We start from the raw sequence: 13474 nt of genomic DNA, 5'->3' as shown, positions 1-13474 counted from the left end.
CGTTTTGATTCTCTGAATTTCAAATTCACAATTAAGAAGTTTTCTATTAGGACATTCTGAGTTGCTCGGCCTTTTCGTAATTCTATATATCTTTGTTACCATTCTGATCGGGGCATTTGCCTCTAGATATGTCAATAGTTCCCAAGACTACGTGTTAGCAGGAAGAAGACTTCCACTTGTACTCGCATCTTCCGCTTTATTTGCCACTTGGTTCGGTTCGGAAACTTTGATGGGAGCCTCTTCCAAGTTTGTGGATGGCGGGATCTTAGCCGTGATAGAAGATCCTTTCGGAGCAGCACTTTGTCTTTTCTTGGTCGGGATATTCTTCGCTAAGCCGTTGTATAGGATGAATATTCTCACCTTCGGTGACTTATACAAAAATCGTTTTGGCCGCAAGGTGGAATTTCTTTCCGCATTATTTATGATCCCTTCTTATTTCGGCTGGATCGCGGCTCAATTAGTCGCGATGGGAATTGTGATCCATTCTTTATTCGGATTCGATATATACGTGGGAATACTTTTGGCATCCGTTGTCGTATTGATCTACACATATATCGGAGGAATGTGGGCGATCTCTATTACTGATTTTTTACAGACTATATTGATCATAGTAGGGCTTTTAGTTTTGGTGTGGGATCTGCAAGATAAGGCGGGAGGATTTGAAACAGTTATCGCAACTGCGAAGCCTGGATTTTTCTCCTTCTTCCCTCCATTAGAAACGGAAGCGGTCCTTGCATATATTGCAGCCTGGATGACGATAGGATTGGGTTCTATCCCTCAGCAGGATATTTTCCAAAGAGTGATGTCTTCTAAATCCGAAAAGGTTGCAGTATATTCTTCCTTTTTGGGAGGGGGAATGTATCTGACTGTTGCATTTCTTCCTTTGCTCGCAGGATATTTTGCCAGAAGAGTGTATCCTGAGATCGCAGCCGGAGACAATCAGATGATACTCCCTCATGTAGTATTAGTACATTCTACTTTATTTATACAGATCTTATTTTTCGGTGCTTTACTTTCCGCGATCTTAAGTACTGCCTCCGGAGCAATTTTGGCCCCTGCTTCCGTTTTGGGGGAGAATTTGATCCGTCCTACTTTGAAAAATCCTTCCGAAAAATTGTTATTGAGAGTGATGCGTTCTTCCGTATTGATCGTGACAATCGTTTCTACAGGAATGGCATTGAGTGAGACGAATATTTATCAGTTGGTCGCCGATTCTTCTTCCATTAGTTTAGTTTCTCTTTTTGTTCCTTTGGTGGCCGCTATTTTCTGGAAAGAGGCAAATGCAACCGGTGCGGTTTATGCTATGTTCTCCGGGATGATCGTTTGGTTAGGCTTGAAATTTTTCGGACCGGAATGGTTACCGCCTACGATCCCCGCTCTGGGAGTGAGTTTTCTGGGGCAATATTTAGGAAGATATATTAAAATTTCTTTATTTGAATCCGAGCCTGAATTAAGCGGAGACTCTGTTCCTTCCGGCGGCCTTTGATTCGTATAACTTCTTATCGGAAGCTTTTAGAAAGTCCTCCGGAGTTTCATCACCTTCTCTTGAAGCTACACCTATGCTCACGGTAATTGTCCAAGGAATTTCTTCGAAGGTTTCGGTCTCAATTCTGGCTCTGATCCTTTCCGCCACGAATTTTGCGCCTTCTATATTCGTATTGGAAAGTACTACACAGAATTCCTCCCCACCATAACGAGCTGCTACGTCGCAGTCCCTCACCAGCCCGGACAATAATCTTCCTATCGCTGCAAGTAGTTTGTCTCCTACTTGGTGTCCCAAGGAATCGTTTGCCTTTTTGAAATGGTCTAGATCGAGTAGAAGTATCGATAATGGAAAATCATATCTTTTGGACGCGGCTAAAAGAGTGCTTAAGGATTCCATTAAATGTCTTCTATTGAAAAGCCCTGTTAATGAATCTTTATGAGATAACTCTTTTAGGTTCTTATTGGATTCCTCCAATTGTAATTGTAGAAGGTTACTTTTTAGTCTAGTACCTTCTACGTTGATCGCGGCTCCCATACTTGCAATGGAGAAGGCGATGATGGGAGTTACTACGGAAGAACTGAGCTCTTTTTCTATCATATAAGAATAACCTAATGAAAAGAAAAGGACGTTTATGGAAACGATGGCAAGATAAGTCGCAAAACTTGCTCTTAGAAATAGAGGCAGCATAAGTAATCCGAAACAGAAAGCGGAATAATCGGAAGTATGGTATTGATCCACCAAAGTGGCAAAAGTAGTGGTGAATGTGAGTATCCCCACATAACCTATCATGGCAAAGTAAGAAAGTTTTTTACCTTTTATGTCCTTCAATGTGAGGGCCGCGAGCATCAAACCTGAAAATAAAGCGGAACTTCCGAAACTCAAACCGTATAGGAATTGCAGCTGTCCACCGCTCGGAGTTCCCGGAGAAAGTATATTCTGAGTGAGAAGAATACCGGAGATAAACAACGCGAAAACGCTTAGAATTCTGACGGATTTGTCATTGTCTAGGGTCCGAAGTTTTCGGATCTCTCCGGATCTTGAATAAGAAAAGTCTTCCGAAAGATATCTTTTGAGTTTCATAGCGGATACTCAGATAGACGGAAGAAGATTTAGGTTTATACGCTTTGCCGAAAGGAAGTGAAAAATCCGAGCATCAAAAATCGGAAAATTATTTACCTAGTTAGGAAAGAAAGTTGGGTGCCGATTCGTCATCCAAATCTTCATTAAAGTAAGCTTCTTAGAATTTTAGAAATTTCTTGAACTGAGTTCTAGATAATTTGTTCGGATCATTTAGTTCCCAAACTTTGTAAGAACAATTTTATATAGGTAAAATGCGGATCTTTTAAAAAATTATCTCTTTATAACTCGGCTAAAAAACCCTGGCAAGTATATGGAATCCGTAGCTTCACTTCCTAAAACAAAAATAGTTCGTCATGAATTGTTCCTGATCCTGCTTCTTGCTAGCATCCAATTCACGAATATCATGGATTTTATGATCATGTTCCCGCTTCAGGATTATTTTTTGAAGCAGTTCCAGATCGATACTGCGATGTTTTCCTTAGTTCTTTCTTCTTATTCTTTTGCCGCTGCGATTGCTGCTTTGATCGGAGCGAACTTTATAGATCGTTTTAATCGTAAGTCTGCCGCTATCTTTTTATATGTAGGATTTTTGATAGGAACTGCGCTTTGTGCGGTCGCTAATACGTATTCATTTCTTCTTTTAGCTAGGGTCATTGCAGGAATTTTCGGAGGAATGGTCAGCGGGGTTATCCTTTCTATCATTGGTGATGTTTTCCCGATAGAGAAGAGAGGGAAGGCGATGGGAGGAGTGATGGGCGCATTCTCCGCTGCTTCCGTTTTGGGAGTTCCTTCCGGCATCCGAATCGCGATGACCTCCGGTTGGAATTATACATTTGCTTTTATCGTGGTTTTAGGCCTTCCGATCCTGGTTCTTGCTATCTTATATTTGCCTAGCCTTCCTTCTAAATTGGAAAAGCAGAAGGTAGCGGATTTCAGTCAGCTTATCAGTGTGCTTTCTAAGAGGGATCACTTGGTGGCTCTGGCGTTTTTTATGAGCGTGATCTTGGGAGGATTTACTGTCGTAACTTCGATAGCTGTCTTCATGGAAAGGAATATGGGTTTCTCCAAGACCCAGGTTTCTCATATCTACGAGATCGGAGGGATTTGTACTTTTGTTTCTTCCTGGATCGTAGGGTTCCTGTCGGATAAGTTCGGGAAACATAAGGTTTTTCTGATCCTAGTTCTTCTCGCCCTATTTCCCATTCTTGCGATTACTCATTTGCCTAAGGATCTACCGGTGTATATGGCCCTCGGAGTTACGACAGTTTTCATGGTCCTAGTATCCGGTCGGGTAATTCCATCTATGGCGATGCTAACTTCTGCTATTCGACCTGAGGTCAGAGGAAGTTTTATGTCTGTGAATTCAAGCTTGCAGAGTGTTGCCACAGGTATCGGAGCACTTCTCGCGGGAGCGATCTTGATCCAATTGCCGAATGGAACTTTCGAAAGATTTGATATAGTAGGCTATTTCGCTGTCGGTTTTAATCTTCTCGCTCTCTATCTATCCAGAAAGGTGAAAATAGTTTCCTAAGTTACGTTTAGGAAACTTGTTTCTGAAATCCGTAAAAAAATACGGACATTTCTTGACTTTTTAATGCGACAGAATATGGTCTGGCCACACGTTAAAGGAGGTGGTTTAGTTGAGTAGCGACAGTTGCAGCAAGAAAATGACCTGTGAGGTGGCTGAGCAATAGCCCAGGCCCCTGCAAAAAGGCCCTCTTGGACCTATTGCAATACCATCAGACCACTGGCCTTTCTGAGTTCCGAGAATTGGTCACTTTCGGGCATTTAGCATAGCTAGACGCAGACACTCAGAAGGTTTTAATTTCCTCCTTTTTATATGTTGCCGAAGTCGGGGGATCCTCGGATGCGAGATCTGTAGTAACTTCGACGCTAATTCTAAAATCCCAATCACTTCTCTCCAATTCTAGGTTCATATTAGCTAGTGATATCTGCGCTCAGACGAACTCGCGCGAAAATTGTCGAAGATACTACAAACTTCCAAATCAATATTCCGTCTTGAAATTTACCTGAGGAACCTAAGACTGACTCCGGCAGGATCATATTTGGAATGAAGCGGGCTTTGGTATTATCCGGTGGAGGCGCTCGAGGCGCATATCATGCCGGGGTCCTAAAATATTTAGAAGAAATCGGATTCAAACCGGATGTAGTCTGCGGAACTTCCGTGGGCGCGATTACCGCCTCCGCATTAGGTTGCGGAATGGATGCGGCCAGGATCATAGATCTTTGGAAATCCATCGAAATCCAGAAGGTAATGAAATATTCCATCTGGAACGATTTTCTGGACCTGATCTTCCGCCGATTTTCACCTCTTGCGGACACAACTCCCTTAAAGTATTTACTCTATTCTCAATTAGATTTTCGTAATATGCGAAAAAATCCGATGGAGATCATCATCACTGCGGTGAACATTCTAACTGCAGAACTCGTTTTTTTTGGGAACAAGGACATTGATATAGAACATGTGATGGCTTCTTCTGCCATACCTCTTATCTTTCCCTGGCAGTATGTGGATGGAAAACCACATTGGGATGGGGGAGTGATGGCGAATGTTCCTATTCTTCCGGCGGTGGAAAGAGGTGCAAAAGAGATAGTAGTAGTATTGTTGTCTCCTGTGGGAGGAGTGAATATGGGACTTCCAAGGAACAGAAGGGACGGACTCGAGAGAGTGTTCGAACTTTCTTTGATAGGATCCTTTCAGACCATCATGGCAAATCTGCAATACCAAAAAAAGCAAAAGGATAATAAGAAGAAGGGATTCACCAAATCATTATTGTCCTTCTCCGAACCTGAAAAAACGGATTATAAGATCAGAGTGATCGGACCGAGGACTTCTCTCGGTTTCGGAAGTATATTAAATTTCTCTCAAGTGCAAGCGGACTATCTGATCAGCCGCGGATACGAAGACGCTAAAATCCAATTCGGGGAAGATTAAGATCCAATGCTGGAAATCAAGGTAGAAGACGGCAATTTTATAGATTCGGAAGGATACATTCTCCAATTGAGAGGGGTAAATCTTTCAGGGAGCACCAAACTTCCTTTTAAACCGGATGGGACCACACATTTCGATCAATCATTAAGTTTTCATGATCATAGAAAAGTTTCTTTCGTAGGAAGGCCTTTAGAAGAGAAAGAAGCCGCAGAACATTTGGATCGACTGAGAAAGTGGGGATTTAACTTTCTTCGTTTTCTTGTTACTTGGGAAGCAGTGGAACACGCAGGTCCTGGAAAGTACGATCAGGCTTATTTAGATTATATTGAAAGAATGGTGGCACTCGCCGACAAAAAAGGATTCTACGTTTTTATAGATCCTCACCAGGATGTTTGGTCCAGATTCACCGGCGGAGACGGCGCTCCCGGTTGGACTTTGGAAGAAGTCGGAATGAATATCGAGAATATTAAAGATTCCGATACTGTAATCGTTCATCATTTTCAAGGCAGGAATTACAGAAGAATGTCCTGGCCTTTAAACTATCAGAAATATGCCTGCGCTACAATGTTCACTCTGTTCTTTGGGGGAAAAACATTCGCACCTAAACTTTCCATTCATGGAAAGAATGTAGAGACCTTTTTACAAGATCATTATATAGAAGCAATGTGTAGAATCGCGAAGAAGGTTGCAAAATACAAGAACGTATTAGGATTCGATTCTTTGAACGAACCTTCTCCCGGATGGATCGGTAAAAAGAATATAGGGGAATTTTCAGGGCTTGGTTTCGGAAAACTTCTAACTACTTCTCCTTTCCAAGAAATGTTCTTATCCGAAGGAAGAACAGTGCGAGCAAATAATGCGTATATGCTCGGATTTACGGGATTTAATTTAGGAAAAACGAAATTAAATACTAAGTCGGTTCCTCTTTGGCAGGAAGGAAAACATTGTATTTGGAGACAACATGGAGTTTGGGATTACGATCCGAATGGCGCTCCAATGTTGCTTCGCCCCGATTATTTTAATAAGTATAGGGGAAGAAAGATAGAATTCTACCCTGAATTCATGCTTCCATTTATAAAAAGATTCAAAACTAGGATTCAATCCGTTCAGAAAAAATTCTCCATCTTTGTGGAGTCGGATCCGGGAAGTTTAGAATTGGACTGGGACGAAAAACCAAAAAAGGGAGAAGGAACTGTAATCAACGCGACTCATTGGTACGATGTCTCCGTCTTGATGTTCAAACGTTTTATTCCTTGGTTCGGAGTTCATATCTTCAAACAAATCCCAATATTCGGAAAGCAGAATGTAAAGAAGGCCTACGAAGATACGATCCGAATGATCAAAGAAGTTTCCATCAAGAAGATGAACAACTGTCCTACAGTGATCGGAGAAACCGGGATCCCGATGGATATGAACGGACGTTTGGCGTTCCGAACAAAAAATTATTCTCACTTAGAAGCTTCTCTGGATCGTATCATAACTTCTATCGAGAAAAATTTCGTACATTACACTCTATGGAATTACACTCCTGATAATACCCACAGTTTAGGAGATAGATGGAATGAAGAAGATCTTTCACTCTATTCTTTGGACACTCCTAAAAGTATAGATGAAGATGGGGGAAGGGCAGTACGCGCATTCTCCAGACCTTATCCGATACGAACCAAGGGAAATCCGGAAGCGATCAGTTTTGATATGGAAAAATCCATGTTCAAATATTCTTTCCGAAAAGAAGGAGATGAAATTCCAGTAGCAGAGATCTTTCTTCCTGAAATACATTACGGAAAAGGTTTCGAAGTATTGGTGAACGCGGGAACTTGGAAGTACGACTCCAAAAAAAGAATACTGACCTTCAAGGGAGAAAAGTCCGTTTCCTATTACGGCATAACTATCTTCCCGACTAAAAAATAACTTTTCTATAGAATGGGAATCGTTAGAATGGCCTTCGTCGTTAAACTGTCGGAATTCTCCAAGGTTTTGGAAATTTTCGATCTTATCTAGTTAGAGATTCGACTCGGGCTAATATTAGCGACATAGAATTAAAAATTCGCAGAGGTCTTTGCATGAAAAACACGTTTTTTTCGATCCTTACGATTCTAATCTTTGCAGGTCTTATTTCTTGCGGCGGAGCGAAAGTGAGCCAAGCAGAATGTGATCCAGTTGTAAACGAATTGATTTCCAACCTTGCAGTTGGTCAAACTCCTGAGCAGGCAGAAAAACTGAAAGCTATGCAAGGTCAAATTTCCGGCCATCTACTCAAAGAGTGTATGACTGGTAAATATGATCTTACTTGTTTAAAATCTTCTAAATCACTTGCAGCTCTTGCTACTTGTAAGAAGTAATTTCTAATGACAAAGGGCCGGAACACTCCGGCTCTTTCTCTCTTTCCTCATCTTAGTCTTCTTTTATCAAAAAGAAACCTTTCTCCTCAGAATAACATCCATGTTCTCTATATACTCCGGAAGGATAAAAATGTATCCTTTGTGCATACCTATATCTACTCGAAACGCATCGCAGACATACGTCCCAGCGAATCGCCCAGTCACATTCTTCTTTCCTGAAAGCGGGAAGAACTCTTAAGAGAGGTTTTGATTCAGGAGTTTCGTTAGGAAAAGAGAGTTCTGGAGATGGGTGGAGATATGGTGTGTATAGGATGGTCGAAGTTACTACAAAAAAGACTAAGACTTGAAGGGTTCGACTCATTCTAACAGGGGTCTTAAGAAGGGATATGAATTTTATCGGTCCAATTTGGGAGGATCTGGAGCGATTGGGGGTTTAAAATTATGTCTCATACTGAATTAGTGTATTTAGATAAGTGTAGTATCTTCGACTGAAAACGAAGATCGGATCTTCTATTGTCGAAGTTACTACAAAATCCTCATTCCACCTTTTCAAGAAAACGTATTTTCCCCAAACTCAGCCCGATCCACTTTCAAAGTGAACCTTCTTCTCCTTTTCTAAAATCGGAGAGCAGAAAAAATGTAAACCTTCCTACAAATTTTTCTCCTTCATGTAAAAAAGTCGGACCCGATATGTTATCTCTATCAAAGCCCATTCGCGAAGAGGAGAAAAGGGTATAGTTTAGAACAGCCGCCGGAAATTACTTGAATTAAGCGTTTCGAGTTGGAATCTTTGTGTAATGGCGTCCCGAAAAGATTTTATGGAAACCCTGTATCGGGAATCCAACGGGAGAATTTTTGATTTCTTGTATAAGTATACCGGAAATCCAGAAACCGCCTCTGACCTCATGCAGGATACTTTTCTTAATTTTTTTAAGAAGTATTCCAATTCCGACTTAAACAAAGAACAAGCCCTAAAGTTGTTATACACGATCGCGAGAAATCGATCGATTAACTATGCCAAAAAGTTTTCCACGGTGAAAGAATCCGGAACGGACGACATGGGAACTTATAGAGAAGAAGGGCAAAGTTTCGAAAGAAAAACTGAACTTTCCGATTTGGAATCCAGATTGATGGATTGTTTGAGCGACTTAGAAGAAGGAGAAAGATACGCTTTAGTATTAAAGAATATAGAAAAATACACGTTGGCTGATATTGCGGATATCATGGGGATCTCGATTGCAACTGCATCAAGATTGGTTGTGAAAGCGACAGGGAAACTCTTAGAGATCGCAAAAAACAAACAAATTCTGCCGATGGAATAATACAGAAGAGCTTTGAAGGGAAGAATGGACGAAAATTTCGAACATAAAATAAGGAAGGCAATCGAAGGTGAGAAGAACGAATATAGTTCTTCTATCGATAAATTGTCTGATATGCTTTCCAAAACTTGGGCGAGTCCTCCTTCTAATATATCATTCGAGGAAATTTACGAAAAAGCCCAATCTTCTAAAGTTATCAGCTTTAAGAAACCGTTATTATATACTATTGCTTCTGCTGCTGCGATCTTGATCGGAGCATTCGGCTTTCTTATTTTACAAAATCCTAATACGCCTCCGGTAAAGACCGAGTTCGGAATATCCGTGGCTAAAATTATCGGAAAAGGATACTTATTCTCCCCTGATTCCGAAAAACTTTTGGCATTAAACGAAGGCGAATCTGTGGGCTCCGGCCAGATCTTAAAAACCGAACCAGGCTCCAAACTTTTCCTGAATATTGCTAAGGGAGAAGGTATGATCTTGGAGGGATCCACAGAACTTGAGATCATGAAAGAAGGAAAACAATCTTTCAGACTTCGTAATGGAAGCATTCTGGTTCATTTGCACAAGAACCTCAAAAAAGATGAATTCAGGATCGTAACTGAAACTGGTTTGGTAGAAGTCAGAGGGACAAAATTCGAAGTCAGAGAAAGTCTGAAAGAAGGAACTATTGTCTCCGTTTTAGAAGGAAGGGTAGCTGCAAAGAGTATCAGCGAACCAAACCGCGGAGAGCAAGTTTTGCAACCAGGCCAAAAAATACGCTTAGAGGCGAAAGGTTTTCAAAGAACTTTCCTATCTTCTGCAGAGCAAAAGGACCTTGGATCTAAATTTTCAGAGCTTCATGTAGATGAGATTGCAAGGAGTTCTGAAAAATCTTTCTCCAATAAGGATGATCTATTTAACGAATACCAAAGATTGGAGAGGGTGATACTTTCCAACGGTGAGACGTTAGAAGGTGTGATCGTCGACATGGACGAAAATTTTATGTATTTGCAAACTCTTGAGAAGGAAATAAAAATCCAAAGAGATTCAGTTATGGAGGTGATTCAACTTCGTTAAAATCGAAATATTTTTGACATGTGGAGAATTTTAAAGAAATTCTACCAAAGAAGGCCAATTCCCATGTCTGAAGAAACCGCAACACCCCCCGCAAAGACCCCTCGTTATAAAAGACATCTTGCCAATTATCTGATCGATAAAGATTTTCAATTAAGATTCTTCTTAAATTTCTCTTTATTGTTCATCTTCGGGTTACTTCTTACTCTCGGATTTTTATTTTGGATCCATTCTACCAAATACGACAAAGGAGTCGTTTTCAGACTTCGCCAGGACACTGTTAAAGTATACCAAAAGGGATTTGAGATTGTTAACGGAGAAGAGAAGGACAAGTTTGTGGAGAAGGAGCTTGCTCTTCCGGACTACGATCATGGCTTGGATCTTTTTTCCATCCAATTTAAAGGAATTTTACTATTCTCTATGTTATATCTTCTTCTTTCCGCGATCTTTGTCTTGGTCTATTCCCATAAGATGGCCGGGCCGATCTATAATATTAAGAAGAATCTAAAATTGCTGCTGGAAGGCAAAGACGTAGACAAGATCAGAATCCGAAGTGGGGATGAGTTTCAGGATCTTGCAGATCTTCTGAATGAGTTGATCGACAAAAAGATTCACGGTAAGAAGAATTAATAGTGGGGATTTTGTCGTATCTTCGACATATCCATCTTCTTACATAGCTTTCTAAATTTGAATAGCCAATTTAGAGCGCTCTTGAAACATGCGGAACGTGTATGAAGGATATACTCGTTCCGGAAACTTCTCATCTATTATATAATTCCGATTCGAGAAAAATGGGCAAGCTTTCGGATGAAAGCGTTGACCTCGTATTAACTTCGCCCCCTTACCCCATGGTAGAAATGTGGGACGACCTCTTCAAAAGTTGGGACAAAAATACCAAGGCTGCCCTTGCCAAAAGCTTGGGAAATGAAGCCTTCGAGGCAATGCATTTGCAATTGGACAAGGTCTGGGGCGAATGTTTTCGAGTCTTGAAGGAGGGCGGAATACTGCTCGTAAATATAGGAGATGCTACTCGAAGTATCGGAGGAGAATTCAGCCTATTTTCGAATCACTCTAGGATCTTGCAGGCTTGTCGTAACTTCGGTTTTACTTCTTTGCCAGATATTCTTTGGAGAAAGCAAACTAATTCCCCAACCAAGTTTATGGGTTCCGGAATGTATCCGGTCGGTGCCTACGTTACCTATGAGCATGAGTATATTCTGATCCTTCGTAAAGGAGGGCTGAGAAAGTATTCTAAATCTGAGACGGAGATCCGACGAAATAGCGCCTTCTTCTGGGAAGAAAGAAATGTTTGGTTTTCTGATGTCTGGGACTTAAAGGGAGAGAGGCAGATTTTTAAAGATGTCGGAGCTTCGCGCGAAAGGACTGCGGCATTTCCTTTGGATTTTGCCTATCGGTTGGTGAATATGTTTTCCATAAAGGGTGATATAATCTTAGACCCATTTTTAGGAACGGGGACTACATCATTAGCGGCTCTTCTTTCCTCTAGAAATAGCATTGGATATGATGTAGATAAAGGAATTCTCGAAATCGCAAGAAAGAAGCTACTTGCAGCAGTCAATGTTTCGTCGAAGATCCTACAAAACAGATTACAAAGTCACCTTGATTTCATTTCGGATCGGAAAAAACAGAAGAAGGAGATTTCACATAAGAATAAATACTATGGATTTCCCGTAATTACATCTCAGGAGACAGAATTGAGCTTTGAATCAGTAGATTCTTTGCTTGAAAGCGAACATTTTGCCTTGAAAGCTCGTTATTCTCCGTTTAATCTGCAAAATTCTTCCAAAAAGTAAGTTTCAAATTGTTGATATTCTAATAAATCTAGTAGATCCTACTACAGCTTTATTGAATAAATTAGTGTTATAGGAAAAACCCTCGTATGAAGAACCGAGTAATCGTATTTGCTTTCATCATTTTCTCTACTTTAATTTCTTTGCCTTCTTCTTTATTCGCCGAAGAAGAAATTGCTATCGTACTTTTCATCGTGGGAGACGTTTCCGGAATCCAGGATGGGAAAAAGGTAAGTCTCAAGAAAAATTCAATCTTAAAAAAACAGGATGAACTTGAAACGAAGGAGGGGAAAGTCGATCTCCAGATTGGTCCCTCCGTTGTTGTTCGCATTGCGGCTTTTACGAAAGTTAAAATTGCTGAGCTGAGTTCCGACAAAAAGTCGAATAAATCAAAATTAGAACTGGTTTCCGGTAAGGTATTTGCTCGGGTAGATAAAGGATCTAAGAAAGAAGATTTTACAATCACTGCGCCTTCTTACAACGCTGGCGTTAGAGGAACACAATTTGTAATTTGTGAAGAAAATGAAGTTCAACGCAAAGAAAATCCTGATCACGAAGATTCCGATGTACCAAATGGAATTTTTGTGAAAGAAGGAGAAGTCGGAGTTACGACAGAAAATGGAAAGAACTTTCCCCTAAAACGGGATGAAGAGGCTGTTATATCTCCTCAAGGTCTTCTGAAGCAGCCTTTAGAAGAATTTATGCGCGAGAAAATGAAGATTTTAGATGGCTTTAAGAAGATCATGGAAGAAAATTACAAAATTCTTCGAGATCAAAAACTTCAGAACCAGGAATTATTAAATCAAACAAAGCAGGATATATAATTTATCCGACTGTAGTAACTTCGACAAATTAAAAAATCCTCACGCACTAATTCAAATTCGGGAAACGAGGAGGGTATGAACTCTACCGTTTTCCAAAATGATAAACTTAAACGAAAGACGAAGATAATTAAGAATCCATATCCTTCTACGGCGTTAATTCCGGAAAGGCTTTGGAGAAAAGTTCCAGTTGATTGCAAGCGAAACTTTCCTCGATACTTGAGACGCTTACAAGAGAAGTATGGTCTACTGCTTCAGTCTCAAAGATATATGGGAAGAAATCCACTCCGAACTTCCTTTCAAGCGAAAGGCCAACATCTCATTCGCCACAGTTATCGTCCGAAAGAAGAAAATTACCAAGAGTTGAGGAATGTGGCTCTTGCGCACGGTGTTTCGATGAATTATATAATTGTGTTAATGATTCATTGGGAATCACTTGAAGTGGATGAAAGAATTCTTTCTCACTTTTGGCGAAATCGAAAACCGCCGACTTCAAGGGTTATAGAAATTCGTCGTGTTTTGAACTTAGGGACCCGAGAGGTTCGGATCATTTTAGTGGCATTGCCTCGGAAATTCACTCTCGAGAGGGGGTCTCCAAAGTGGAGTTAG

General features: G+C 40.7%; 12 protein-coding genes and 1 pseudogene. 11 read left to right on the top strand and 2 right to left on the bottom strand.

Annotation, left to right across the window (positions count from 1 at the left end; all coding sequences use genetic code 11):
• Positions 1–61: 61 nt before the first annotated feature.
• Positions 62–1486 carry a high affinity choline transporter 1 gene (locus tag EHR06_RS08615; RefSeq protein WP_135756619.1) on the top strand — a complete coding sequence of 475 codons (1425 nt, stop codon included), beginning with the start codon at positions 62–64 and terminating at the stop codon, positions 1484–1486.
• Here EHR06_RS08615 and EHR06_RS08610 read toward each other — a convergent pair.
• Complete coding sequence (locus tag EHR06_RS08610) at positions 1451–2566, bottom strand: GGDEF domain-containing protein (RefSeq protein ID WP_135756618.1); 1116 nt, start codon at positions 2564–2566, stop codon at positions 1451–1453. The genes EHR06_RS08615 and EHR06_RS08610 overlap by 36 nt on opposite strands.
• 310 nt (positions 2567–2876) lie before the next feature.
• Between EHR06_RS08610 and EHR06_RS08605 the strand changes: the two genes are divergently transcribed.
• The 4 genes from EHR06_RS08605 to EHR06_RS08590 all read left to right on the top strand — a co-directional run bounded on the left by EHR06_RS08605 (position 2877) and on the right by EHR06_RS08590 (position 7861).
• A complete protein-coding gene (locus EHR06_RS08605; RefSeq protein WP_135756617.1) occupies positions 2877–4097 on the top strand; it encodes an MFS transporter in 1221 nt (406 codons plus the stop codon).
• Positions 4098–4637: 540 nt separating this feature from the next.
• Positions 4638–5522, top strand: coding sequence for a patatin-like phospholipase family protein (locus tag EHR06_RS08600; RefSeq protein ID WP_008589263.1), 885 nt, complete (start codon positions 4638–4640; stop codon positions 5520–5522).
• Between the two features lie 6 nt (positions 5523–5528).
• Entirely contained in the window at positions 5529–7430 is a 1902-nt protein-coding gene (locus EHR06_RS08595; protein WP_135756616.1) for a glycoside hydrolase family 5 protein, read from the top strand.
• A gap of 152 nt (positions 7431–7582) precedes the next feature.
• On the top strand, positions 7583–7861 hold the full coding sequence (locus EHR06_RS08590; RefSeq protein WP_100723791.1) for a TIGR04454 family lipoprotein: 279 nt from the start codon (positions 7583–7585) through the stop codon (positions 7859–7861).
• 52 nt (positions 7862–7913) lie between these two features.
• Here EHR06_RS08590 and EHR06_RS19420 read toward each other — a convergent pair.
• A pseudogene (locus tag EHR06_RS19420) lies at positions 7914–8114 on the bottom strand (hypothetical protein); the annotation flags it as partial.
• Positions 8115–8658: 544 nt separating this feature from the next.
• Between EHR06_RS19420 and EHR06_RS08580 the strand changes: the two are divergent.
• From EHR06_RS08580 to EHR06_RS08555, 6 genes are all read left to right on the top strand, one after another.
• A complete protein-coding gene (locus EHR06_RS08580; RefSeq protein ID WP_135756614.1) occupies positions 8659–9183 on the top strand; it encodes an RNA polymerase sigma factor in 525 nt (174 codons plus the stop codon).
• 24 nt (positions 9184–9207) lie between these two features.
• Entirely contained in the window at positions 9208–10236 is a 1029-nt protein-coding gene (locus tag EHR06_RS08575; protein ID WP_208757765.1) for a FecR domain-containing protein, read from the top strand.
• Positions 10237–10299: 63 nt separating this feature from the next.
• Complete coding sequence (locus EHR06_RS08570; protein WP_135756612.1) at positions 10300–10863, top strand: hypothetical protein; 564 nt, start codon at positions 10300–10302, stop codon at positions 10861–10863.
• A 101-nt stretch (positions 10864–10964) separates the two neighbouring features.
• Positions 10965–12047, top strand: a complete 1083-nt coding sequence (locus tag EHR06_RS08565) for a DNA-methyltransferase (RefSeq protein WP_135756611.1) — start codon at positions 10965–10967, stop codon at positions 12045–12047.
• 86 nt (positions 12048–12133) lie between these two features.
• Complete coding sequence (locus tag EHR06_RS08560; RefSeq protein ID WP_135756610.1) at positions 12134–12868, top strand: FecR family protein; 735 nt, start codon at positions 12134–12136, stop codon at positions 12866–12868.
• A gap of 75 nt (positions 12869–12943) precedes the next feature.
• Complete coding sequence (locus EHR06_RS08555; protein ID WP_135756609.1) at positions 12944–13474, top strand: DUF1564 family protein; 531 nt, start codon at positions 12944–12946, stop codon at positions 13472–13474.

Source organism: Leptospira dzoumogneensis (assembly GCF_004770895.1).
Lineage (GTDB): Bacteria > Spirochaetota > Leptospiria > Leptospirales > Leptospiraceae > Leptospira_B > Leptospira_B dzoumogneensis.
The sequence above is the reverse complement of the archived record's forward strand: the minus strand, read 5'-3'. Positions and strand labels throughout refer to the sequence as shown.